The 23,739-nt window shown below is 69.6% G+C and carries 24 protein-coding genes; 11 read left to right on the forward strand and 13 right to left on the reverse strand.

Going from position 1 to position 23,739, the window contains the following annotated elements:
* Nucleotides 1–449: 449 nt before the first annotated feature.
* Genes KMW22_RS03235 through KMW22_RS03245 form a run of 3 tightly spaced genes read right to left on the reverse strand, consistent with a single transcriptional unit; the run spans nt 450 to nt 2,981 of the window.
* Nucleotides 450–1,706: a glycosyltransferase gene (locus KMW22_RS03235; protein ID WP_221088598.1), complete on the reverse strand. Its 1,257-nt coding sequence runs from the start codon at nt 1,704–1,706 to the stop codon at nt 450–452.
* The gene (locus KMW22_RS03240) at nt 1,703–2,356 is read right to left on the reverse strand and encodes a TVP38/TMEM64 family protein (RefSeq protein ID WP_221088599.1); all 654 of its coding nucleotides are present in this window, start codon (nt 2,354–2,356) and stop codon (nt 1,703–1,705) included. Before KMW22_RS03240 ends, KMW22_RS03235 begins: the two co-directional genes overlap by 4 nt.
* Complete coding sequence (locus tag KMW22_RS03245) at nt 2,349–2,981, reverse strand: TetR/AcrR family transcriptional regulator (RefSeq protein WP_221088600.1); 633 nt, start codon at nt 2,979–2,981, stop codon at nt 2,349–2,351. The genes KMW22_RS03240 and KMW22_RS03245 overlap by 8 nt, the downstream gene beginning before the upstream one ends.
* Before the next feature lie 134 nt (nt 2,982–3,115).
* On the opposite strand from KMW22_RS03245, the gene hutU reads away from it, so the two are divergent.
* Nucleotides 3,116–4,798, forward strand: coding sequence for a urocanate hydratase (gene hutU, locus KMW22_RS03250; RefSeq protein ID WP_221088601.1), 1,683 nt, complete (start codon nt 3,116–3,118; stop codon nt 4,796–4,798).
* 79 nt (nt 4,799–4,877) lie between these two features.
* Here the strand turns inward: hutU and KMW22_RS03255 are convergent, their stop codons facing one another.
* Nucleotides 4,878–5,438 (reverse strand): Uma2 family endonuclease, encoded by a 561-nt coding sequence (locus KMW22_RS03255; protein ID WP_221088602.1) that lies wholly within the window; start codon nt 5,436–5,438, stop codon nt 4,878–4,880.
* Nucleotides 5,439–5,470: 32 nt separating this feature from the next.
* On the opposite strand from KMW22_RS03255, the gene KMW22_RS03260 reads away from it, so the two are divergent.
* The 3 genes from KMW22_RS03260 to hutH are packed head-to-tail and all read left to right on the forward strand — an operon-like array spanning nt 5,471 to nt 9,155.
* On the forward strand, nt 5,471–6,379 hold the full coding sequence (locus KMW22_RS03260) for an arginase family protein (protein ID WP_221088603.1): 909 nt from the start codon (nt 5,471–5,473) through the stop codon (nt 6,377–6,379).
* Entirely contained in the window at nt 6,376–7,656 is a 1,281-nt protein-coding gene (hutI, locus tag KMW22_RS03265; protein WP_221088604.1) for an imidazolonepropionase, read from the forward strand. The genes KMW22_RS03260 and hutI overlap by 4 nt, the downstream gene beginning before the upstream one ends.
* Complete coding sequence (gene hutH / locus KMW22_RS03270; protein ID WP_221088605.1) at nt 7,653–9,155, forward strand: histidine ammonia-lyase; 1,503 nt, start codon at nt 7,653–7,655, stop codon at nt 9,153–9,155. Before hutI ends, hutH begins: the two co-directional genes overlap by 4 nt.
* 29 nt (nt 9,156–9,184) lie before the next feature.
* On the opposite strand, the gene KMW22_RS03275 is transcribed toward hutH, so the two are convergent.
* Nucleotides 9,185–9,868, reverse strand: coding sequence for a histidine phosphatase family protein (locus KMW22_RS03275; protein ID WP_221088606.1), 684 nt, complete (start codon nt 9,866–9,868; stop codon nt 9,185–9,187).
* A 185-nt stretch (nt 9,869–10,053) separates the two neighbouring features.
* On the opposite strand from KMW22_RS03275, the gene sdaAA reads away from it, so the two are divergent.
* Nucleotides 10,054–10,944: an L-serine ammonia-lyase, iron-sulfur-dependent, subunit alpha gene (gene sdaAA, locus KMW22_RS03280; RefSeq protein ID WP_221088607.1), complete on the forward strand. Its 891-nt coding sequence runs from the start codon at nt 10,054–10,056 to the stop codon at nt 10,942–10,944.
* 59 nt (nt 10,945–11,003) lie between these two features.
* Here sdaAA and KMW22_RS03285 read toward each other — a convergent pair whose 3' ends face one another.
* From KMW22_RS03285 to KMW22_RS03310, 6 genes are all read right to left on the reverse strand, one after another.
* Entirely contained in the window at nt 11,004–11,462 is a 459-nt protein-coding gene (locus KMW22_RS03285) for a hypothetical protein (RefSeq protein WP_221088608.1), read from the reverse strand.
* 23 nt (nt 11,463–11,485) lie between these two features.
* Complete coding sequence (locus tag KMW22_RS03290) at nt 11,486–12,052, reverse strand: hypothetical protein (protein WP_221088609.1); 567 nt, start codon at nt 12,050–12,052, stop codon at nt 11,486–11,488.
* On the reverse strand, nt 12,049–12,597 hold the full coding sequence (locus KMW22_RS03295) for a hypothetical protein (RefSeq protein ID WP_221088610.1): 549 nt from the start codon (nt 12,595–12,597) through the stop codon (nt 12,049–12,051). The genes KMW22_RS03290 and KMW22_RS03295 overlap by 4 nt, the downstream gene beginning before the upstream one ends.
* Nucleotides 12,594–12,902, reverse strand: coding sequence for a PadR family transcriptional regulator (locus KMW22_RS03300; protein ID WP_221088611.1), 309 nt, complete (start codon nt 12,900–12,902; stop codon nt 12,594–12,596). Before KMW22_RS03300 ends, KMW22_RS03295 begins: the two co-directional genes overlap by 4 nt.
* A 97-nt stretch (nt 12,903–12,999) precedes the next feature.
* Nucleotides 13,000–13,686, reverse strand: a complete 687-nt coding sequence (locus tag KMW22_RS03305) for an HAD family hydrolase (protein ID WP_221088612.1) — start codon at nt 13,684–13,686, stop codon at nt 13,000–13,002.
* Complete coding sequence (locus KMW22_RS03310; protein WP_221088613.1) at nt 13,686–14,015, reverse strand: histidine triad nucleotide-binding protein; 330 nt, start codon at nt 14,013–14,015, stop codon at nt 13,686–13,688. The genes KMW22_RS03305 and KMW22_RS03310 overlap by 1 nt, the downstream gene beginning before the upstream one ends.
* 252 nt (nt 14,016–14,267) lie before the next feature.
* Here KMW22_RS03310 and KMW22_RS03315 point away from each other — a divergent pair, with 252 nt between their 5' ends.
* The 4 genes from KMW22_RS03315 (at nt 14,268) to KMW22_RS03330 (ending at nt 20,271) form a co-directional block, all read left to right on the forward strand.
* A complete protein-coding gene (locus tag KMW22_RS03315) occupies nt 14,268–14,843 on the forward strand; it encodes an HD-GYP domain-containing protein (protein WP_328774579.1) in 576 nt (191 codons plus the stop codon).
* A 340-nt stretch (nt 14,844–15,183) separates the two neighbouring features.
* The gene (locus KMW22_RS03320) at nt 15,184–17,556 is read left to right on the forward strand and encodes a diguanylate cyclase domain-containing protein (RefSeq protein WP_221088615.1); all 2,373 of its coding nucleotides are present in this window, start codon (nt 15,184–15,186) and stop codon (nt 17,554–17,556) included.
* 296 nt (nt 17,557–17,852) lie between these two features.
* The gene (locus tag KMW22_RS03325) at nt 17,853–18,767 is read left to right on the forward strand and encodes a ferritin-like domain-containing protein (RefSeq protein WP_221088616.1); all 915 of its coding nucleotides are present in this window, start codon (nt 17,853–17,855) and stop codon (nt 18,765–18,767) included.
* A gap of 400 nt (nt 18,768–19,167) precedes the next feature.
* A complete protein-coding gene (locus KMW22_RS03330; protein ID WP_221088617.1) occupies nt 19,168–20,271 on the forward strand; it encodes a DNA glycosylase AlkZ-like family protein in 1,104 nt (367 codons plus the stop codon).
* A 10-nt stretch (nt 20,272–20,281) separates the two neighbouring features.
* Here KMW22_RS03330 and KMW22_RS03335 read toward each other — a convergent pair whose 3' ends face one another.
* On the reverse strand, nt 20,282–21,256 hold the full coding sequence (locus KMW22_RS03335) for a phosphotransferase family protein (protein WP_235692544.1): 975 nt from the start codon (nt 21,254–21,256) through the stop codon (nt 20,282–20,284).
* Between the two features lie 32 nt (nt 21,257–21,288).
* Complete coding sequence (locus tag KMW22_RS03340) at nt 21,289–21,507, reverse strand: hypothetical protein (RefSeq protein ID WP_221088618.1); 219 nt, start codon at nt 21,505–21,507, stop codon at nt 21,289–21,291.
* 104 nt (nt 21,508–21,611) lie between these two features.
* On the opposite strand from KMW22_RS03340, the gene glmM reads away from it, so the two are divergent.
* Both glmM and KMW22_RS03350 read left to right on the forward strand, forming a co-directional pair.
* Nucleotides 21,612–22,943, forward strand: coding sequence for a phosphoglucosamine mutase (glmM, locus tag KMW22_RS03345; protein WP_221088619.1), 1,332 nt, complete (start codon nt 21,612–21,614; stop codon nt 22,941–22,943).
* 152 nt (nt 22,944–23,095) lie between these two features.
* On the forward strand, nt 23,096–23,602 hold the full coding sequence (locus KMW22_RS03350) for a hypothetical protein (protein ID WP_221088620.1): 507 nt from the start codon (nt 23,096–23,098) through the stop codon (nt 23,600–23,602).
* Nucleotides 23,603–23,739 lie beyond the last annotated feature (137 nt).

Raw genomic sequence — 23,739 nt, forward strand, 5'->3', positions numbered from 1 at the left:
GGCTTCGCCCCGCGTTGTACGCCGTGGCCCTTCTCCGCCCATCGTCGTACGCCCGCGCGCTGCGCGCACGACGGCTTCGTCTGGACCTGGGCGGTATGGGGGCAGGAAGGCTGGGTGCGGCCCAGAAGGTTCTACTTTTAAAAACCACCGCGCTGAGGGTAGGTGGCAGACAGTTCAACGGCTCAGCCAGAGAGACTCCAATGAACACGGCGCTTTTCTCCTCCCCCCTTGTGGGGGAGGCTGGGAGGGGGGCAAACGGGCCCAGCGTCCCACACAATCTTTCCGTCACCACCGCTCCCACACACTCGAAGGCTGGCCCTACCAAGTCGCTGGCTTGCCCGGCTATTTCTATGGCGGTGATAGCAAAAGGTGCTTGGTGAGGAGGGGAGAACGCTGCCTACGGCTGCCTCGCCTCTTTGATGGCCCCATCTCTCCGGGCTTGCTGGCCGTCAGCGGTGGCCCAGGGTCTGGGCGTAGCCTTCAATCAGGCGGATGGCTTCGGCCACGCCGTCTTCGGTGCGGATACGGCGGCCCAGGTCGGCGGCGCGCTCGCGCAGGGCGGGGGTCTGGGTCTGGCGCAGGGCGTCGGCCAGGCGGCGGGCGGTCAGGCGTCGCTGGGGGATGGGGGCGGGGCCTGCGCCCAGGGTGCGCACACGCTCGCCCCAGAAGGGCTGGTCGCCAAAAAAGGGTGTGATCACGCTGGGAACCCCCGCGCGCAGGCCAGCGGCGGTGGTGCCCGCGCCGCCGTGGTGGACCACGGCCGAGACCCGGGGAAACAGCCAGCTGTGCGGCAGGGGCGGGGCGGCGAACACGTGGTTGGGCAGGTCGCCAGCGGCCAGGCCACCCCAGCCGCTCAGCAGCACGGCGCGCTGCCCGGTCTGGGCCAGAGCGTCCAGCACCAGCGCGGTGGTGTCGGCCGGGTCGCGCAGGCCCATGCTGCCAAAGCCGATGGACACGGGCGCGGGCCCCGCCGCCAGAAAGGCCTCCAGGGCGGCTGGTGGGGTCCAGGGGCCCTGGGGCAGAAACCACGCGCCGGTCAGGTGCACGTGGGCGGGCCAGTCGCGCGGGCGCGGCACCACCGAGGGGCTCAGGCCGTACAGCAGCGGCGCGGGGGGCACGCCTGGGGTGGGGCGAGGCTGGTCGGGCAGGGCCAGGGCCCGGCGCATCGTCTGGGTGCCCGCCCGCATCCCCAGGCCCAGCGCCTGCCGGGCCAGCGCATAGGAGGCCAGATTCGCCGCGCCGCCCAGGCGGGCCACGCCAGCGGGCAGCAGGGGCGCGGGGAAGGCGCGGGTGGGGGTCAGCGGGACCACGGGCGCCTCCACCAGTGGCAGGCGCAGCTTCTCGGCGGCGGCCTGCGCGGCACTCTGACCCCCCAGGCCAGTCACGATCAGGTCGGCGCCCTGGGCCGCTGCGAGGCCCTGCGTCGCCCAGTGGCCGGCCGCCTCCTGCGCGGCGGCGGCGGTGTAGCGCTGCAGGGCCAGAAAGTTGCCCCGGCGCAGCAGGGCCTGCATCTCGGCCCCCGCCATCAGGGCCTGCGTGTTGCCGTGCATGGGCCAGAACGCCAGCCCCGCGCCGCGCGCCGCCGCCTCGAAATTCTCGTGGCTGGCGATGGCCACCGTGTGCCCCGCCTGCTTCAGGCCGGCCCCCAGCGCCAGATACGGCTGCACGTCCCCCTGCGAACCCAGGGCAAACAGGGTGATCTTCATGCGGCCCCCCCGGCGCGCGGGGTGCGCCGCCAGCGGGCCACAGCACCCACCAGTATCAGGGGAAAGAGTGCCAGCACCCCGGCCAGCAGGGGAGAGCCCTGGGCCAGTTGCCGCAGCAGCGTCACGCCAAACAGGGTCTGTGCGCTCCACAGGGCGCTGCCCACCACCGTGATCAGGAGGTACTGGCCCCAGCGGTAGCCGCCCAGCACGAAAAATGCCTCCAGTGCCGCGCCGCTGCCCAGCGCCAAGCGGGCCAGCAGGCCGCTCAGCACCGGGCGGCGCGCCACCCCGGCCGCCAGCCGCTGCAGCCACGCCGGTCCGTCCTGGCGGCTGGCGTGGCCCAGCCGGAACAGGGCGGCCCCCGTCAGCACGCTGCCCAGAGTGGTGCCGGCCCAGGTGAGCGCCCAGGCCAGGGGCAACGGAAACGACACCGTGGACAGCGCGCCCAGCAAGCCGTTCAGGTGCAGCGGCGCCCCCACCACGCACAGCAGTAGGTACAGCGCCGGGGCCAGGGCGCCGCTGTCGGTCACAGCAGCCTGGAGCGGCCCGGTCAGCCAGGGGGGGCGGGTCACGGCCAGCACCACGCCCAGCAGTGTTAGGGCGGCGGTGCCAGCGGCCAGCGCCCCGGTACGGCGCGCAGCGTTACGCATGGTCAGGTCCCAGGGTGCGCAGCAGGGTGTCGGTCAGCTCGTCGGGCAGGCGGGCCCAGGCGTCGCCGGGGGGCTCGTGGCTCAGGGCCTGTTCCAGCACGCGGCCCAGCACCAGGGTCAGGCCGGTGTGCAGCAGCGGGGTATCCGCGCCTGTGCGCGCCGCCAGGGCCTGGGCGCCCAGCTGCGCGGTCTGGGCCAGCCCCGCCGCAAACTGCCGCCCCAGCTCCGGCCGCACCAGCGCTTCGGAGACGATCACGCGGAACAGTGCGAAGTTCTCGCCCGCCAGGGCCCCCAGCGGCGCGGCCAGCAGCGTGCGCAGGAAGGTGCGCAGGTCGGCGCCGGCCAGGGCATGGGGGTCCAGCGCCGCGCGGGTCTGCTCGCCCAGCGCGTCAAAGAGGCCCAGCAGCAGCGCGTCCTTGTTCTGGAAATGGTTGTAGAGGGTGCCCTCGGCCAGCCCGGCCGCCCGCGCCACATCGCGCATGGTGGTGCGGTGAAACCCTTTCTGGGCAAAGGCCTCCTGGGCGGCTGCCAGGATCGCCGCGCGCCGCTCGGGGTCGGCCGGGGGGCGAGGCGCCGCGCGGGTGGATCGCCGCTCCCTCCTTTCTTCTTCTGAGTGAGTGCTCATTCATTCATCGTAGTCTCGGTCGTGTAAAGCGTCAAGTCATGTCCTTTCCGCGTTATGCGGAAAGTACTCTTGCTGCCGGTGCCGCTGGGGGGGACGATACGCGCAGATCTCAACCGCTGTTTCTAGGAGAAGCCATGACCCAGACCGCCGAGCCTGCCCCTGTCATTCGTGCGCCCCGTGGGCCCCAGAAAACCGCCAAAGGCTGGATTCAGGAAGCCGCCAAGCGCATGCTGATGAACAACCTGGACCCCGAGGTGGCCGAGCACCCCGATACGCTGGTGGTCTACGGCGGGCGCGGCAAGGCGGCGCGCAACTGGCCCGCCTTTCACAAGATCGTGGAGACGCTGGACCGCCTGGAGAACGACGAAACGCTGCTGATCCAGTCCGGCAAACCCGTGGCGGTGCTGAAAACCCACGAGTGGGCGCCGCGCGTGCTGCTGGCGAACTCCAACCTCGTGCCGCACTGGGCGAACTGGGAGACGTTCGACCAGCTGGACCAGGCCGGCCTGACCATGTACGGCCAGATGACGGCGGGCAGCTGGATTTACATTGGCACCCAGGGCATCCTGCAGGGCACCTACGAAACCTTTGCGGCGGCGGCCCGCAAGCACTTTGGCGGCAGCCTGAAGGGCACCATCACCGTGACCGCCGGTCTGGGCGGCATGGGCGGCGCGCAGCCGCTGGCGGTGAAGCTGGCGGGCGGCGTGAGCATCAATATCGAGATTGACCCCACCCGCATGCAGAAGCGCCTGGACACCCGTTACCTGGACGAGGTGGCCGACAACCTGGACGACGCCATTCGCCGCGCCGAAGGGTACAAGGCGCAGGGGGTGGCCCGCTCCATCGGCGTGCGCGGCAACGCTGCCGAACTGGTGCCCCAGCTGGTGGCGATGAACTGGACCCCGGACCTGATCACCGACCAGACCAGTGCCCACGACCCCATGTGGGGTTACATTCCGCCGGTCAGCGCCGATGAGGACGCCGGCAAGCTGCGCAGCGAACAGCCCGAGGAATACCGCCAGCGCGCTTACGCCGCGATGGCCGCGCATGTTCGGGCCATTCTGGAACTTCAGCGGCGCGGCGCCATTGCCTTTGACTACGGCAACAACCTGCGCCAGCGCGCCTTTGAGGCCGGAGTGAACAACGCCTTCGATTACCCCGGCTTTGTGCCCGCGTTCATCCGCGATTCCTTCTGCGAGGGCCGGGGGCCCTTCCGCTGGGTGGCGCTGTCCGGCGACCCCGAGGACATTTACGCCACCGACCGCGCGCTGCTGGAACTGTTCCCGGACGACGAGCGCCTGCAATCCTGGCTGACCTACGCCGCCGATCAGATCGCCTTCCAGGGCCTGCCCGCGCGCATCTGCTGGCTGGGGTACAAGGAACGCGACCAGGCCGCGCTGCTGTTTAACCAGATGGTGGCCGACGGCCGCCTGAAGGCCCCGATCATCATTGGTCGCGACCACCTGGACGCGGGCAGCGTGGCCAGCCCCTACCGCGAAACCGAAGCCATGAAAGACGGCAGCGACGCCATTTCCGACTGGCCGCTGCTGAATTTTGGTGTGGGGATCGCGTCCGGCGCGGCCTGGATGAGCTTTCACCACGGCGGCGGCGTGGGTCTGGGCTTCTCGCAGCACAGTGGGCTGGTGGCCCTGGCCGACGGCACTGAGGACGCCGCCAAGCGCCTCTCGCGCTGCCTGACCAACGACCCTGGTATGGGCGTCATCCGCCACGCCGACGCGGGCTACGACCTCGCGCTGGACGTGGCCCGCGAGCGGGGGCTGGACCTGCCCAGCCTGGGCATTGAGGACAGGAAGTAAGCGGATGGCGGATGGCAGATGGCAGATGGCCGGGGGCGGAAGGCTCATGGCTCATGGCTCATGGCCCATGGCCCAAGACTCAGGGCTCGATCACGCCGGCGTAGAGGTCGTCCAGGGTCAAGGCCACGCCCAGGCACGGCATGGGGATGGACTGCGAACCAGTGAACTCGCTGAGGGTCCACTCCTCGCCCTGGCGCCCGTAGGCGTAGACCCGGCGCTCACTCTGTTCTGCGATCAGGTAGGTCTGCAGGGTGGGAATGCCGGTGTACATGGCATATTTGCCCACGCGGTCGTTGGCAGCGGTGCTGGGCGACAGGACTTCCACCAGCAGGCAGGGCGCCGTTTCGTAGAGGGCGTGGGGAGCGTCAGAGCCGCAGACCAGCATCACGTCGGGGTAAAACAGGGCCGCGCCCACCTGCAGGCGCATGTCGGCCATGTGCAGCCGGCAGCCCTGACGCCGTGCGTGGGGAAAGAGAGTGCCCGCAATATTCATGCAGATCAGGGAATGGCGCTGGCTCACCCCAGCCTGAGCGTGCAAGGGGTAGACGAAGCCAGCCACGTATTCCCTCTTGTACGGGCTCAATTCTTCGGTGCGCAGATATTCCTCCACGCTCATGGATTGAAACGCGGGGTCAGTCATGGGTTTATGGTACGCGCCTGGGGGCGGGCCGCATGAGTGCCCCCACCCACCTGCCCTACGGCGGCATAGCCACCTTTGCCCGCGCGCCCCTGGTCGAGCCCGGCGGCGACTGGCAGGCCGATGTGGCGGCCCTGGGCATTCCCTTTGATATTGCCCTGGGCTTCCGGCCCGGCGCCCGCTTTGCCCCGCGCGCGCTGCGGGAAGCCAGCCTGCGCAGCGTGCCGCCCTTTACCGGCCTGGACGGCGTGACCCGGCTGGCCGGGGTCACCTTTGCCGACGCGGGGGACGTGGTGCTGCCCAGCCTGGAACCCGAACTGGCCCGCGAGCGCATTACCCAGGCGGCGCGGCTCCTTCGGGGGCGCTGCCGCATGCCGGTCTTCCTGGGCGGCGACCACAGCGTGAGTTTTCCGCTGCTGCGCGCGTTTGATGATGTGCCGGCCCTGCACGTGGTGCAGCTGGACGCCCACCTGGACTTCACCGACACCCGCAACGACACGCGCTACAGCAACTCCAGCCCCTTTCGCCGGGCTGCCGAAGCGCTCCCCAACCTCGTGCACATCACCACCGTGGGCCTGCGCGGCCTGCGCTTTGATCCCGAAGCGGTGGCGGCGGCCCGCGCCCGGGGTCACGCTCTGGTGCCCATGACCGACGTGCAGGCCGATCTGCACGCCGTGCTGGAGCGGCTGCCGCGCGGCCAGAACGTGTACTTGAGCGTGGATGTGGATGGCTTTGACCCCAGCGTGGTGCCCGGGACCAGCAGCCCGGAGCCCGACGGCTTCACCTACGCCCAGGGCATGGCGGTGCTGGCCGCTGCCGCCCGGCACAACACGGTGGTGGGTCTGGACCTCGTGGAACTGGCCCCGAACCTGGACCCCACGGGCCGCAGCGAACTCCTGATGGCCCGCCTGATCATGGAAACGCTGTGCGAGGTGTTCGCGTGAGCGAGGTGCTCTTCACGAACATTGCCCAGCTCGTCACTCCAGGGGCTGGGCTGCAGCGTGGCGCGGCCATGCGCGAGCTGACCGTGATTCCTGACGCGGCCCTGCTGGTGTCCGGCGGCGTGATCCGCTGGGTGGGGGAGAGGGCCCAGGCACCGTCGGCGGCCCGCGAACACGACCTGGGCGGCGCCGCAGTGGTGCCGGGCCTGGTGGACCCCCACACCCACGCGGTCTGGGCCGGGGACCGCCTGGCCGACTTTGAAGCGCGCGTGCAGGGCGTCCCGTACGAGGACATCCTGGCGCGCGGCGGTGGCATTCGCAGCTCTATGCGGGCCACCGGCGCAGTCAGCGTCGAGGAACTGGTGCGTCTGGCCCGGCCCCGCCTGCAGGCCCTGCAGGCTTCCGGCGCGACGACCATAGAGGTCAAGAGCGGCTACGGCCTGGACTTCGCGGCCGAGCGGCGCATGTTGGAAGCCATTCGGGCTCTGCAGGCTGAATTTCCCCTGGTGCCCACGCTGCTCATTCACGTTCCACCCACCGAGGGCCGCGCCGAGTACGTGCAGGCCGTCTGCCAGGAATTGATTCCCGAAGTGGCTCAGGCGGGGCTCGCCTCCGCTGTGGACGTGTTCTGCGAGAAGGAAGCGTTTGCGATCGAGGAAACCCGCGCGATCTTGCAGGCGGCCCGGGCCCACGGTCTTCAGCTCAAACTGCACGCCGACCAGTTCCATGCCATCGGCGGCACCGAACTGGCGTGCGGGCTGGGGGCGCTCAGCGTGGACCACCTTGAGGCCAGTGGCTCGGCGCAGATTGCCGCGCTGGCGGGCTCTGAAACGGTGGCGACGATTCTCCCCGGCGTGACCCTGCACCTGGGCCTGCCGGCTGCGCCGGGCCGCGCCCTGATTGACGCGGGCGCGGCGGTGGCGGTGGGCACCGATCTGAATCCAGGCTCATCCCCCGTCTTCAGCACGGGGCTGGCCCTGGCCCTGGCCGTGCGCCTGTGCCGCCTGACCCCCGCCGAGGCCCTGACCGCCGCCACCGTGAACGCCGCCGCCGCCCTGGGCCTGACCGACCGGGGCGCGCTGGCCGTGGGGCAACGCGCCGATTTCCTCGCTCTGCACAGCAGGGACTGGCGCGATCTGCCTTACACCCTGGGCACCAGCCCCGTGCGCGACGTGTGGGTGGGTGGGCAGCAGGCTATGAGCCATGAGCCTTGGGCCATGAGGCAGGCTTCCATCAACCATGACCTGTCAACCATTCGCCTTCCGAAGGAGGCCCCGTGATTCTCGATCAACACCTGACCCTGGACCAGTTTCTGGCCGTCGTGCGCGGCGGCGAGCAGGTTGAACTTGCTCCTGCGGCCCGTGAGCGCATCGCCCGCGCCCGCGCCGTCATTGAGCGCATCGTGGACGGCGACGCCCCCGTGTACGGCGTGAACACCGGCTTCGGCAAGTTTGCCAATGTGCAGGTGCCGCGCAGCGGCCTGGAACAGCTGCAGCACAACCTCATCATCTCGCACGCCATTGGGGTGGGCGAGGCCCTGCCCACCGAAGTCGTGCGCGGCATGCTGCTGCTGCGCGCGCAGTCGCTGGCGCTGGGCCACTCTGGTGTGCGGATAGAAGTCGTGGAGCTGCTGCTGGCCTTCCTGAACCGGGGCGTGCACCCGGTGATCCCTGCGCAGGGCAGCGTGGGCGCCTCGGGCGATCTGGCCCCGCTGGCGCACCTGGCCCTGGCGCTGATTGGCCTGGGCGAGGTGGAGTACGGGGGCGCCGTGCGGCCCAGCGCGGACGTGCTGGCCGAACTGAACCTGCGTTCCGTGCAGCTACAGGCCAAAGAAGGTCTGGCCCTGATCAACGGCACGCAGCTGATGGGCAGCCTGCTGGCGCTGGCAGTGGCCGACACCCGCACGCTGCTGGGCACGGCGAACCTGGCGGCGGCCCTGACCGTGGAGGCCATGTACGGCTCGCACCGTCCCTTTCAGGCCGACGTGGTGGGCCTGCGCCCGCACCCCGGCGCCGTGGCGGTGGCCGGGGAGGTGCGCACCTTCCTGCGCGACTCCGAGATTGCGCCGTCGCACTTGGTGGGCGACGGCAAGGTGCAGGACGCCTACTCGCTGCGCGCCGTTCCCCAGGTGCATGGCGCCAGCCTGGACGCCCTGGACCACGCCGCGCGGGTGCTGGCCGTGGAATTCGCCTCGGTCACCGACAACCCGCTGATTTTCCCGGAGACTGGCGAGGTCGTCTCTGGCGGGAACTTTCACGGGCAGCCGCTGGCCGTCACCATCGACGCGCTGAAAGTGGCGGTGGCGGAACTGGGCAGCATCAGTGAACGGCGCTGCGAACAGTTGCTCAATCCCTCGCTCTCGGGCCTCCCCGGCTTCCTGACGCCGCAGGGTGGGCTGAACAGCGGCTTCATGATCGCGCAGTACACGGCCGCCGCGCTGGTTAGCGAGAACAAGGTGCTGGCCCACCCCGCCAGCGTGGACACCATTCCCACCAGCGCCAACCAGGAAGACCACGTCAGCATGGGCGCCCACGGCGCACGGCAGCTGCGGGCCATCCTGGAAAACGTGCAGAATGTCGTTGCCATTGAACTGATGTGCGCGGCCCAGGCGCTAGATTTCCAGCAGCTGCGCGCCGGACGCGGGGCCCAGGCCGCCTGGGAACACATCCGCGCGCAGATTCCCAACATGACCAGCGACCGCTACTACCGCCCTGATTTGTTGAAGATTGTGGCGATGGTCCGCAGCGGCGAACTCCTGCGCGTGGCGCGGGACGCGTAAGGGCAGATCGGGGGGCCAGCGGGCACCCTTCAGTGCCGCACCCAGTCGGCTGGCAGGTGGTCCACCCGGTTGAGCCAGTGCAGGGTGCCGGGCTGGCCATCCTCGGGGGCCTCCAGCAGGGTGGTGGAGAGGTGCGCCAGCCGGAAGGTGGGCGGCGTCCCGGTGCCGGCCCACCCCAGGGCGGCGCGAATCAGGGCCCCGGCGAAGTCGTGGTGGGTGATCAGGGCCAGGGTGTCGCGCTCCCCATGCGCCGCGCGCAGCCCGGTCAGGACCCCCTGGGCCCGGCGTTCAAACACCGCCTCCTCCCAGGCTTCCGCGCCGCCGTCCCAGGGCAGGCCGGTCAGCTCCTGTGGCCACACCAGTGCCGGGCAGTCGCCCCGCAGCGCGGCGTGGTCGCGCCCCAGGACGGGCGCGAAGTGGCCCGCTGGGCCAGTGGTCAGCCCTCCGTATTCGTAGGCGGCGGCCAGCCCGTGCGCCGGCAAGCCCAGGGCCTGCGCGAAGGGGGCGGCCGTCTGCACCGCGCGGGTCATCAGGCTGGTGTACAGGTGGGTGACGCCGTGATTCTGGGCCGCCAGGTGTGCCGCTGTGTGCTGCGCCTGCTGCCGCCCCAGCGGGGTCAGCGGCGGGTCGGGCAGGCGCCGCTGGGCGTAGTCTGGCCGGTGCTCGGTGAGGTTGTTCTCGGACTGGCCGTGGCGGATGAGCAGCAGCTTCATGGGTCAACCTAGCGCGGCCCACCCCCTCTGGCCCGCCGCTTATGACTGCGCCCCCTGCCTGGCCGTCCATGCGCTCTGGACGTCTTCACCCAACCCGGATTCAGCTAGACAGGGCGCGGCGTACCATGAGAGCCCATTTTCCCGGTCTGTTTCCCCGCCCGCCCTGTTTTGCCCACAAGGACGCCATGACGACGCTTGACGACATTCTGAATGCCCCCGCCCCGGCTTCGGCCTGGATTCTGGCCCAGGACTGCCAGGAAACCGGCCTGAACCCCGACGACATCCGCGCCGAGATGCTGCGCCGCATCCGCGAAATGCGCGCCAGCATTGAGCGTGGGCTGCAGAGCGACGCCAAGAGCATTACTGGCATGGTGGGCTGGAATGCCAAGGGCCTGTGGGACGCCCCGGACGTGCTGGGCGCGCCGCTGCTGAAGCGGGTGCAGGCCTACGCCATGGCCGTGAACGAGGAAAACGCCCGTATGGGCCGCATTGTCGCGGCGCCCACGGCGGGCAGTGCGGGGACCATTCCCGGCGCCCTGATCGGCGTGGCTGACCACCTGGGCCTGGAAGACGAGCGGCTGGTGGCCCCCATGATTCTGGCGGCCGGCATTGGCAAGGCGATCAGCAAGCGCATGTTTATTTCCGGGGCGGCGGGGGGCTGTCAGGCAGAAATCGGCTCCAGCGCGGCCATGGCGGCGGCGGCGGTGGTGGAACTGCTGGGCGGCACGCCGCGCGCAGCGGTCCACGCGGCCAGCCTCGCCCTGATGAACACCATTGGGCTGGTGTGCGACCCGGTGGGCGGCTACGTGGAGGTGCCCTGCGTGAGCCGCAACGCCTTCTACGCCGTGCACGCCGTGAGCGCCGCGCAACTGGCGCTGGCCCAGCTGGAATCCTTTATTCCCCCCGACGAGGTGCTGGGCGCAATGGCCTCGGTGGGCCGCATGATGCCCGCCGCCCTGCGCGAAACGGCCGACGGTGGCCTGGCCCAGACGCCTACCGGTCTGGCGGTCACGGCCCGTATGGAGGGCAGAGACAAAGAGGGCCCCGGTGGCATGATCGAACTGCCGCTGGCGTAAGTGGCAGGGAAAAAGAGCGCCCGGATCTGCTTCGTCCGGGCGCTCTTTTTACGGTGGGCTTACCGGGCCGCAGCCTGCCGCCGCTGTGCCCACGTCTGCGCCAGCGCCGCCCCCAGGGCCGCCAGCACCGCCAGGGCAAAGACGTCGTTGTTGTCAAAGGCGGGCGAGTTGGGCGCGCCCAGCGGTCCATTGGGGAAGGCCTGCAGCCCCACCACGAACAGCCAAGCGCCCGGCAGGAAGGCCAGCGCGCCGGCCCCGGCCTCCAGGGGGCCAAAGCGCCAGCGGCCCAGGCCGGAGCCCAGCGCGAAGGCCACCGCCAGCACGCCGGGCCACAGCTGATCCGGCAGGCTGTCGCCTTGGGCGCGAAACACCAAGGAAAGAAGGAGTTCCTGGGCGGCCCCCAGCAGGGCGAACACCACGGCGGCGCTCAGGGCCTGTCGCCAGCCAAAGCGGTTGGCCGCCAGCCTCGTTTCCATCGCCCAGCGCGAATCCTGTACCGATACGGCTTCGTTTTCCATCCCTTGCCTCCATTCTTCGGGGGTCATGCGCGGCTCCGATGCAGTGCGTGGCGGAGGCGGTGCCCAACAAGGGCACAAAATCCGATGAGCAGGGTGCCCATGACCAACCGCTCTGGGGAAAAGCCGCTGGCATAGCCCGCCAGATCCACCGTGTGGGTGCCGCTCAACGTGGGGTAAGAGAGAACCTCGTGTGTGGAGGTGTAAAGCCACGCACCGACGCCCATGGGGAGAAAGGCTAGGCCGCCCAGTACAGCCAGGAGGCCAGGCGTAAAACGCAACAGCGCCATCATCCCGGCCAGCAGGGCAGGAATAAACAGTTGGCCCAGTTCAAACAACCGGGTGTAGCCCAGGTGGGTCATGACCCATCCGCCCACAGGGTTGAAGTCGCGCAACACCGAGAAGCGGATGGCATGGTCGGTCAGCACGGTCAGGGCATAGCCCAGTCCAGCCAGCAGCAGGCCATAGATTCCCACCTGCAGGCCCCAGGCCACCGGTTGCAAGGCAACCCTGCGCGTCGCCCGGCTCCACGCTGCGTCCTGCACACTGCTCGCCTCATTCTCCATCCCCTGTCGCCACTCTTCGGGGGTCATGCGCGGGCCCGGCGCCCCTGGAAGGGCAGCCCCAGCACAATCCCCAGCGCCGCGACGCCCAGGGCCACCGCCAGGGGATAGGCCGGAAAGCCCATGAAGTCACGCAATACCAGATTGCCCAGGGTCGCGATGGTCAGCACCGAGGCCAGGGCCGCCAGCAGAATGGCCCAGTGAGGCACGCGCAGGCGGCTGGCCACAGCGGCCACCAGAAACAGGGCGAGCAGCAGACCCATTACGGGCAGCTGGGGATCGCTGCTGTCGCGGATCGTGTGCACCGGCTGCGGGTTGCCCAGCACGTTCCACTTCACGAAGGTCAGCGTGTCCACGCCGTTGCGAGCCGCTTCGCGCACCATCACCGGCCACTGGGTCCCCAGGGTGACAGCGGCACTGGTCGCCACACCGAGGCTCAGGCCCACGCCGCCCTGCAACGCCTGACGTCCCAGGGCCGCGCGGCGCAGATGCAGCCTGGTGTCGCGGGCCCACGCGGCGTCTTGGGCGGTGTGCGCTTCATTCTCTATGCCGGCCTTCCATTCGTCTGGGCTCATGTCAGGGCTCCTTTGGTGCGGGTGCGGGGGGCTTGGCCTTCGGCGTGCCGCTGCCGGGCCAGTTCCAGCCCTGTCTGTGTCAGGCGGTAGATGTGCCGGGGGGGCTTGCCGGGGTGCGGCGAGTCTTCCCACTGCGCGTCCAGATACCCCTGGTCGTGCAGGCGCTGCAGGATGGGATACAGCGTGCCACTTTTCAGGCCGGTGCCCTTGCTCAGGTCGTAGCCGTAGGTGTGCGCCGGGTACGCCCGCTGCAGGGCCGCCAGCACGGCGCGGGTGGGAGGACTGCTGTTGGGCAATGGAGGCATATCCCATTAACAACATATGTAGACTTTGAAGTCAAGCGGTTCGTTGGAGAAGGAGAGAGGAGGGGGCAAATCAGCCCCCCTCAGTACCAGCGCCCTGCTACGGCGAGGGAACCAGCAGGCCCAGCGCCGCCTGTAACTCAGCGTGCGAGTGCAGGACCCGGGCCACGCCCAGTTCACGCAACCTCGCCTCGTCGTCCGGCAAGATGTGGCTGCCCGCCAGCAGCGCCCAGACGGTCATGCCCGCTGCCAGTCCGGCCTGTGCCCCCGGGGCACTGTCTTCCACGACCAGGCAGCGCCTCGGCTCGGCGCCCAGCGCGGCGGCAGCGTACCGGTACAGCGCCGGGTCCGGCTTGCCCACGCCGCCCACGCAGGCCGGGTCAAAGGCCCGCCCGGCCAGCAGCGTGTCCAGTCCAGCCCCCCGCAGTTTCAGACCCAGGCGGTGGCGCTCGCTGTTGCTGGCCACCGCAAAGGGCACGCTCGCCGCGTCCAGGGCGCGCAGGGTGTCGGCGGCCCCCGGTACAGGCGGCACATGGTCAAAAGCCGCGTTAAAGCGGGTGTTCAGCAGCGGCAGAAAGTCTTCGGGGGCCCGCCAGCCCCGGCCTTCTTCCAGGGCGCGCACCACGCCTTCAAAGCGCTGCCCAGCCGTCAGGCGCGTGATCTCGGCAGAGCTAAGGTTTAACCCTTGGCCCCGGAAGATCTCGGCCCACAGCTCGGTGATCAGGGCTTCGGTGTCCACCAGCACGCCGTCAAGGTCGAACAGCACGGCGGCGAAGGGCGTGGGCATCAGGTATCGCTGTCTGGACCGTTTTCCCAGCCGGCCAGCACGTGAATATGCGTGTGGAACACCACCTGGCCGCCCCCGGCGCCGCAGTTCACCACCAGCCGGTAATCCTGGGCGTGCTGGCGGGCCACCTTCACAGCCGTCAGCCACAGCTCGCCCATCTCGGCGGCGCCCGTGATCTCGTCCACGCGCGCCGTCACCTTCTTGGGAATGACCAGCAGGTGAATGGGCGCTTTCGGGGCAATGTCGCGGATGGCGATAAACCGCTCGTCCTCGTACACGATCTCGCTGGGCAGCTCGCGCGCAATGATGCGCTCAAACAGGGTGGTCATGGCTGCACTGTACCGGGTCCCCGTCTGCCTGTCGGCTCGTGGCTGTCAAGCAGCGGCTGAAGAGCAAAAACAGCCAAACATGAAGACTCCACAAGAGTTCTGTCACAGCGAATTTTTCACACTCTGGGCATCAAGGGCAGCCCAGACGCTGGACCAGACGCCGCAGTGCCCCGGCGTATTCAAGGGAGGCCTTATGCGCGCAGGGGTGTGTGGAACAACCGCAGAGCAAGCAGGCGGTGAGCGGTGACAGGTGTGCTGCTGTCCCCAGTTCCACTGACGGGCTTGCTGTCGTCATTGACACCGGAACTGCGGGAGCATGGTGAACGCGTGGCCTATCTGTGCCAGGAGGTGGGGTTGGCGTTGGGCCTGAGCCCCCAGCACCTCGACGATCTGCGGGTGGCGGCGTGGCTTCACGACCTGGGCAAGCAGGACCTGTCCAGCGAGATGCTGGCCAAGACAGGTCCCCTTACCCCTGAGGAGTGGGCCCAGATCCGCCGCCACCCGGAACTGGGTGTCCACCGTGCCCGCGCGGTACCAGGGCTCTCTGCAGGCGTACTGGCGGCCATCCTGTCGCACCATGAACGCTGGGACGGCGGCGGCTACCCGCAGGGCCTGCGCGGCCACGAGATTCCCCGTCTGGCGCGGATCATCGCTGTTTGCGATGTCTACGACGCATTGCGCAGCGCCCGGGTGTACAAGCCGGTCTGGACGCCGGCTGCAGCCCTGGCCGAGGTGCGCCGGGGTGGTGGCGCGGCCTTTGACCCCGAAGTCCTGGCGGCCTTTCTGGCCCTTGAGTGGCATGCCCGCTCCAGCAGCGAGGCCCCGTGAACGGGTGAGAACAGACGCTGGGTGGTGACCGCAGTAGCCCGTTTCACCCAGGGGCCATCTGTGGTTGTCCACTTTTAACGCCTCTGGTGTTCGCACCCTTTGCCCAGACTTGGTCAGTGCGCCTCCGGTCTATGGTCCAGCGCTCTCCTATTGAACAGTGAATTTGGATGTTCCCCGTCCTTGCGGCTTTGCAGGCCCGGTACCCATCAACCTGTGTCTGCTGCTCACCGCACTGATTGGCAATTGGCCAGTGTCGGTGGCAGCCCTTTCGGGGCCAGTGCGCTCACTTCCTCCCTTCGGGGGCGATGACGAGCCCATTAAGAAACCTTCATACTGGGGCATGACGCCCTGGTCTGCCGAGGAGGAAGCGCGACTGGCGGTCCTGAGCCGGTATCAGCCGCTGGTTGGGCTCCCGGACACGGCCCTGGCGCGGGTCAAGGTGCTGGCTGCGCACCTGTTCGGGGTGTCCATCGTTTCGGTCGGGCTGCTGGATATAGATCAGGAGTGGGTTCAGGTCGGGGGCGATCTGGGCGGAACGCACGGGCCGCTCCTGGCCCCGCTGGGCGCAACCGTGGTGCTCAGCGGGCAGGTGGTGAGTACCGGTGACGCCCGTCAGGACCCCCGCTTTGCCGGCCACCCCCTGGTGACGGCCGGGCCGCACGTGCGCTTTTACGCCAGCGCTCCACTGCTGAGCCCCGAAGGCGACGTCATCGGCGCGCTGTGTGTGGCCGATTCGCAGGTGCGCCCGGCACTACAAGGCGAGGCGCTGGCACGACTGACCGACATGGCCGCGCTGGTGATGAACGAACTGGAACTGCACCTGACCGCGCAAGTCCTGGCGCGCAAACAGGTGGCTCTGGACCACATGAACCGTGACCTGCGTGTGGCGCTGTCCAGTGCTGAAACCATGACGGCGGTGGCCGAACTGGCCGATCTGGACCTGAGTCCGCAGCAGATGGCGCTGCACGTGACCGAGCTCACTGCCAGCGCCCTGGATGTGGACTGGGGCGCGCTGGTGGCGGTGCGGGGTGACCGGGCCTTTTCTTTCGGAGCGTGGCATTCGCCGCGCGGTGAGGCGCTGGCCCAGCTGGCCTCGCGCGGGATTCGGCGCGAGGAAGGCGGCATGACCTGGGAGGCCCTGAGTGCCGGACAGCCGCTGTTTGTGGACGATTACCCGGGCAGCCACTTCGCCCACCCGGAAAGCCGGAAGACGGGCGTGCAGGCGGCGGCAACCGCGCCCCTGGGCGAGTTCGGCGGCACCTCGTACCTGATGGGCTTTGTGCGCCTGAGTCCGCAGCCCTGGAACCGCACCGACCGCCACCTGATCTACGCGGTGTCGCGTGCGGTGCGCCAGACCCTGCGCCGCGCCGAGGAACGCGCCGCGCTGCGCGAAGCCCAGCACCGCCTGCAGCTGACCCTGGACAGCGCGCCCCTCATTCTGTGGGCCACCGACCTGAGCGGCACGTTTACCCTTTCAGAGGGCCGGGCCCTGACTGGGCTGGGCACCCGGCCGGGGGTGGCGGTGGGGCAGTCCATCTACGAGCTGTATGCCGGCATTCCCGAGATTCGCCGCAACGTTGAGCGCGCCATGTCAGGCGAGGCCTTTGTGGCGCAGGTGCAGGCGCAGGGCCGCGTCTTCGAGGCGCGTTATGAGCCCATGCGCAACGCCGAGGGGCAGCAGACCGGCACCGTGGGCCTCGCCTACGACGTGACCGGGCTGGTGCAGGCCGAGCAGCAGGCGCGCCGGGACCAGATGCGCGCCGAGGCGCTGCTGCACCTCTCGCAGCTGCTCAGCGGCGACCAGCCGTTCGCAGAGGCAGCCGGGCGAGCCCTGGGCACCTTGCAGCAGGTGCTGGGCCCCGGCTGGTTTGTGCTGTGGGCGCGCCAGGGCCAGCGCTTCGTGCCGCTGCTGCAGGTGGGCGAGGCCCCGGGCGCGGTGCAGCGCCACCAGTCGCAGGGCATTCCGGCGGCGCAGTACGAGGCTCTGGGGGTTTTTCAGCAGCACTCTGTCTTTCTGGGGCCGGCCGAGCTGCCCGCCGACGCCCGCGACGACGGGATGCGCGGCGCGGCCCTGCTGCCTATTGATCTGGGCACCGCCGAGACGATATGGCTGCTGGGGGTCTACCGCGCGGCCCCGGATTTCGAGGTCTGGACCGCCGATGAGCGGCAACTGTTGGAAGCGGCGGGGCGCCTGCTGTGCGCCGGGGCCCAGCGCCTTGAGCAGGTGGAGGGTCTGGCCCGCGCGGCCCAGACCGACACCCTGACGGGTCTGGGCAACCGGCGCGCGCTGGACTTGGCCCTGGAGCGCGCTTTTGCCCAGGCACACGAACGGAGCGAGCAGGTCACGGTGGTGTCGGTGGACATGGACGGCCTGAAGCATTTCAACGACACCGAGGGCCACGCCCGGGGCGACGCGCTGCTGGTGACCTTTGGACAGGCGCTGCGTGAAGCGGTGCGCCGGGGAGACCAGGTGTTCCGGCTGGGCGGCGATGAGTTCGTGGTGGTCATGGTGCATGGGCACGCGCCGTCCCTGCCCGCCGAGCGGGTGCAGGCCGCCGTGCGCCACACCTGCGCCGCCGGTTTTCCAGGCGTTCAGGCCAGTGCGGGGGTGGCCTGTTTTCCCGAAGACGGCCACACCCCAGAGGCGGTGCTGGCCTGCAGCGACGCGCGGATGTACGCCCAGAAGATGAGCCGCCGCGCCGACCCCACCTGACCCAGCGCGGCCCCTGACCCAGCACGGCGCCGTGCCCGAGGCCCGCGCGGTCTGAAGCGGCAAGCCACCCCCTCTTGGTGAGGGTCGGCGGCCTATTCAGGCTCCCGGCCACTCTTCACCGAACGTTTATGCGTGCCCGTGGCCCTGATCCACTGGGCGGCTCCTGGCATACAGCCAGATGTCCAGCGCGCGTGCCTGTCTTCGCGGGGCCGCGCACCCCCCTTCTTTCTGTCACCACTTTGAACCCGCCTCCGTGCGGCGTTCAGCGGTGCCCTCTGGCCCAAGGAGGCCCCCTCATGTCCGATTCCAATTTGCCTGCTGTTGTCACGTCCGACCCTGCTCTGAACCGCCGCGCCGCCCTGGGGTTGCTGGGCAAGGTGGGGCTGGGCGCCGCCGCCTTTGGCCTAAGCGGCGTCGCCAGTGCCGCGCCCGCCAAGAACATTGACGCCGACGTGCTGAATTTCGCCCTGAACCTCGAATACCTGGAAGCGGCCTTCTACCTCGCGGCCGTGGGTCGCGTGAACGAACTGCGCCGCATTGGCGGCGGCGCCGAGATCCGCCTGCCCGCAGGCCTGGACCAGAGCCGGGGCATGACCTTCAAGGACAGCGCCGTGCAGGCCCTGGCCCGCGACATTGCCGAGGATGAACTGCAGCACGTGAAGTTCCTGTATGGCGCGCTGGGCAAGGCGGCGGCGCCCCGGCCCGTGCTGGACCTGAACGGCGCGTTTCGCGCGGCGGGGCAGGCGGCCTCTGGCGGCAAGATCACCGGCTTCAATCCGTACCTGAATGATCTGTTTTTCCTGCACGGCGCCTTTATTTTCGAGGATGTGGGCGTGACCGCCTACAACGGGGCGGCCACCCTGATCACCAATCCGGCCTACCTGCAGGCGGCGGCGGGCATTCTGGCCGTGGAGGCCTACCACGGCGGCGCCATCCGCACCATGCTCTACCAGCAGCGGCAGGTCACGGCGGCGGCCGGGCTGTACGTGGGACAGGTGGTGCAGGCCATCAGCAACCTGCGCGGCAAGGTGGGCGGCATGAAAGACATGGGCCTCACCGACAGCCGGGGCATGGCGGTCTTTGCTCCGGCCGACAGCAACGGCGTGGCCTACCCGCGCTCCACCCGCGAGGTGCTGAACATCGTGTATCTGGCCCCCGGCGCGGCAAAGGGCGGCTTCTACCCGAACGGCCTGAACGGCACAATCAAGTAACACCGACGCCGACAGACAGCGGTCTTCCGTTCCGCCCAGGGGAGAAACGCACCCCCTCAACGCCACGCCAACCGCTGTCTGTCGCGCTCGCACCATATGACCTGAAGGGTTCACCTTCAGGCCATGTGCTTATCACTCCGAGTCGCTCGCAGAAGCGATTCAATCCAAAGAGAACAAGCGGGCTTTCAGGCGTGGAGCGGACAAACCGGTTCTGTCCCGGTTGGTCAGCGAAACAGACGGCATCCGTGAAAGAGCGCAGCGGAGGGAAGCAACCGTTCCACCTCTGTTCTGCACGGTTCGGGGCGGGTGGGGGAGACCCGGCCTGCCCCAGGTTGCTGAGCACGCCTTCACGCTGAGCCCGCGCCCAGCCGCGCCTCCGCCCTCTGCTAGCCTGCGCCCCATGACCATCACGTCCTCGGCGGTGCGGGCTGCCGCGTTTCGCACGCTGGCGCCGCAGCCCAGCCTTCAGGCCGCGCTGGACACGCTGGGCTTCGTGCAGGCCGATCCCATCCGCGCGCCCGCCCGCGCCCAGGACCTCACCCTGATGGCCCGCCTTGCGGGGTACCGCGCCGGTGACCTGGAAGCGGCCTACCCCACCCTGGACGCCGAGGAAGACATGCTGCCCAACTACGGCTTCGTGCCCCGGCGCGTGCAGGCCCTGCTGCACCCCCGCGAGGTCGAGCCGAAGGTGCTGCAGACCCACCCGGAGCTGGCCGGGGCGGTGCGCGCCTTGCTGCACGAGGCTGGCGAGCTCCACCCCCGGCAGGCGGCGGCTGGGCTGGGGCGCGGCGGGGTGGTCAACGCCTGGGGTGGGCAGTCCAGCGCGACCACCCGCGTGCTGGACGCCCTGCACCGCCGGGGCGAGGCGCGGGTGGTGCGGCGGGAACGGGGCGTGCGCGTGTACGGCCCGGCGCCCCATCTGGCCGCGCTGCGCGCCGCGCCTCTGCCCGAAGCCGAGCGGCTGCGCGGCGCGGTTCACCTATTGGCCGGGCTGTATGGCCCGCTGCCCGAAGCCAGCCTGGGGTATCTGGTGGGGCTGTCTCACTACGGCTTTCCGCATCTGCATGGCGCGCTGCGCGCCGCTTTTCGCACGGCGGTGCGGGAGGAACTGGCAGGCGCGGTGGTGGACGGCGTGCGCTACGTGTGGCCCGCCGACTGGCCCCCAGAGGCCGATGCGCCCCGTGGCGTGCGGGTGGTGGGCCCCTTCGATCCGCTGGTGTGGGACCGGCGCCGCTTTGCCCACCTGCACGGCTGGACCTACCGTTTCGAGGCCTACACCCCGGCCGCCAAACGCCAGCTGGGCTACTACGCGCTGCCCGTTTTTCAGGCCGAACGGGCGGTGGGCTGGGCTAACCTGCAGCTGCAGGGCTCTGCGCTAGAGGCCCGAGTGGGGCTGGTGCCGGGTATCCGCCGCACCGCTGCCTTTAACCGCAGTCTGAACGCCGAATTGGACCGCTACCGAGCCTTTCTGGGCGCCGCCGAGGTGCAGGTGGCCGAACTCTAGGCCAGGGGCTTTACTCCCACCACGCCTCCACGGCAGCGGCCAGGGCCTGCTGAACCCCGCTGCTTTCACGGCGCTGCGCCTGCCGGGCCGTGGACAACAGGTTCAGGGCCAGTCCCGCGCGCTCCTGGGCGGCCAGTTCCGCCGTCGACAGGGACAGACCCTGCTCGGCCAGCGCTGCCTGATAGGCCTCGCGCAGGGCGGGCCCCAGGCGGGCCCGCTCGGTGGCGTTCAGCCGCAGCGCCAGCAGGTGCGCCAGGTCCTCGCCGGGCACGCTGGGATGCACCTGCCCGTAGTCAATGAGTTCTGGGGGCCCGCCGTCTCTGGGCCACAGCACCTGCCCGGCGTGAATGTCGCCGTGCACCAGCGTCCACACGGGCGCGCGGGCCAGCAGGTCGGGCAACGCCTGCGCGGCGGCCGTCAGGGCTTCGGCCGCGTCCGGCACATCCGGCGGCGCGGTAGGGGCCGCCGCGCGGGCCAGGACCTCGCCGGGCTGCCAGCGCCAGCGGCCCCGTAACAGGGGCTGGCCCGGCCCCGCCCAGAAAGCGTGCAGCCCGGCCAGCAAGCGCACCACGTCCAGCAGGGCCGCCTCGCGCTGGGGGTCGGTGGCAAAGGCGCCCCAGCCCCAGGTGGCCTCGGTCCGGTCCACCGTCAGCAGGTGGGCCAGGGGCGGGCCTTGCTGCGCGGCGCTGTGCAGGTACCGGGCGTGGGGCACCGGCGCGTGCGGCGCCAGGTCGCGCAGGTAGGTGCTTTCGCGGTGCAGGCGCTCGGCCGCGCGGGAGTCGCGCCAGCCAGCGGGCAGGTATTTCAGGAACAGCGGGCCGCCGGGGCTGCGGTAGCGCGCAAAGGCGGCCCCCTCGCCGGTCCAGGTTTCCACCACACGCGCCCCGGGGAAGGTGGCGCGCAGCCCCGGCGGCCACACCCAGGGTCCGCTGGCGGGGGCGTGGCCGCGTAAAGTGGCCGCCCAGTCTCCCAGGCGGCGCGGCAAAAACAGGCGGCTCAGGGCGGCGGGCGCTCCGCTCAGGTCAGCAGCGAGACGAGGCCCGCCACCGATCCCCCGGCGGCCAGTGCCGCAAATACGAAGGCCCCCAGGCACCCCGAGGACCGCTTCACCGTGCGGTAGTGGCCGCTGTGGCCGTAGCCGTGGCGCTTGTGGCTGCTGTGGCTGCCGTGCCCCAGGAAACCGCCCTTGTGGCCGCTGCGACTGAACGAAAAGGACCCTGCCGAAAATCCGCTCATGCCCTACGGTACGCAATCGGGCGCCCCAGGGTTGCGCTCCTTTAACTCGGTTCAATGTTGGGCATCAGGAGTGACGCACTCGCAGGCGTATCATGCGGCAGATCATGAGCGAACGGAAGTATTTCGGAACGGACGGCGTGCGCGCGGTCGCGGGCGCCCATCCCCTCACGGCTGCCTGGGTCATGGACCTGGGCGCGGCGGCCGGGGAGATTCTCAAGGCGGGGCGCGACCACGCCAGCGTGGTTATCGGCAAGGACACCCGCCAGAGCGGCGACATGCTGGAAGCGGCGCTGGCGGCGGGTCTGACCAGCCGGGGCGTGAATGTCATTCATGTGGGGGTGCTGCCCACCCCGGGCGTCAGCTACCTCACCCGCTACCTGGGCGCCGATGCCGGGGTGGTCATCAGCGCCTCGCACAACCCCTACCAGGACAACGGCATCAAGTTCTTCGGCGCCGATGGCCAGAAGCTCAGCGACGCCACCGAACACCAGATCGAGGCGGCGCTGGACGCCCTGGCGGATCTGCCGCCCGTGACCGGGGTGAACCTGGGCGGCGTGACCAACTACTCCGAGGCCGAGCGGCTGTACGTGGGCTACCTGCGCGGCCACGCCCCGGACCTTAGCGGGCTGCGCATCGCTATGGACTGTGCCAACGGGGCCGCCTACCGCGTGGGGCCCAAGGTCTTTCAGGCGGCGGGCGCCGACGTGTTCGCGGTGTACACCACCCCGGACGGCCGCAACATCAACCGCGACTGTGGCAGCACCCACCTCGACCACCTGCAGCGCATTGTGCGCGAGGGCAATTACGACCTTGGCGTCGCCTTTGACGGCGACGCGGACCGCGCGCTGTTCGTGGACAGCCGGGGCAATGTGGTGCACGGCGACCACATGCTGCTGCTCAACGCCCGCGCGCGCGGCGAGCAGGGCGTGGTGACCACCATCATGGCGAACATGGCCCTGGAGGTAAAGCTGCAGGAAGCCGGCATTCCCCTGGAACGTACAGCGGTGGGCGACCGCTACGTGCACGAGCGCCTGCACGAGCGGCACCTGAACCTGGGCGGCGAGCAGAGCGGGCACGTGCTGTTTCTGGATATCTCGCCCACCGGTGACGGCGTGCTGAGCGCCCTGCTGACCCTGAAAAGCATGAAGGCCCTGGGTACCACCCTAGACGCCCTGTTCGACGACCTGGTGATGTACCCGCAGACCCTGGTGAACGTGCGCGTGGCCGACAAGAAGGCCATTGCCGCCGACGGCGAGGTCATGGCGGCCGTGGCCCGCGCCGAGGAACAGCTGCGCGGCAAGGGGCGGGTGAACCTGCGCCCCAGCGGCACCGAGAACCTGATCCGCGTGATGGTCGAGGGCCAGGACGCCAGCGAGATTCACGAGATTGCGCGCGTGCTGGCCGGTGTGGTGCAGTCGCGCGGCGCCCCGGCCTGAGCGTCCCCCGCTGGGGGCATTCCCACGCCCCTCATGGCGCGCTGGGGTAAAACAGCGCCAGTGCGCCCAGCGCGGCCCCCCGCTCATTCGTCAGACTGGGGTCAAGCGCTGGGTGTGCAATGGGTCCATTCCCTGCCTTTGGAGGTTGCACCATGAAACAGAACGTCCTTTCTGCGGTGGCCCTGCTCAGCGGCCTGTCGCTGGCCGTGGCCCAGAGTGTTCCCGCGCCCCTGAAACTCACCTCGACCACCTCGGTGGTGACGCAGACCACGCAAAACGGCAAGACCGTTGAAACCTTCACGGACGCCAGCAAGGTGGCCGTGGTGCCCGGCACCCTGCTGGACATGGCCCACACGTGGCAGAGCGTGAGCAAAAGCGACCTGCGCAACATGAAGCTGGACATGAAGGTGGACCCCGCCACCACTTTCCGCAGCGCCGCGTGCACCCTCAGCGGCGTGACCACCCTGTTCAGCGCCGACGGCGGCAAGACCTTCGGCGCGGCCCCGCTGAAAAAGACCGTGATCGTCACCGAAAACGGCCGGCAGGTCCAGCGGCAGGTGGAGGTCAAGCCCAGCGAGTACACCAATGTGCGCTGGCAGCTGCCTGTGGTGAAGGCCGGCAGCGAGGGCCGCTGCGGCATTCGCGTGGTGGTGAAGTAAGCGCAGGCCACTGATAAAGCGCCCCCAGCCGGGTTCGGTGGGGGCGCTGTTCTCTGGATGTGGTGGTGTGGGCAGGCTTTGCCGGCCAGGGAGAAAGGTTCGTCACGCCCTTAAAACATATGGTGCGGACAGTGTTC

The sequence above is a fragment of the Deinococcus aquaedulcis genome, assembly GCF_019693445.1.
GTDB classification, from domain to species: domain Bacteria; phylum Deinococcota; class Deinococci; order Deinococcales; family Deinococcaceae; genus Deinococcus; species Deinococcus aquaedulcis.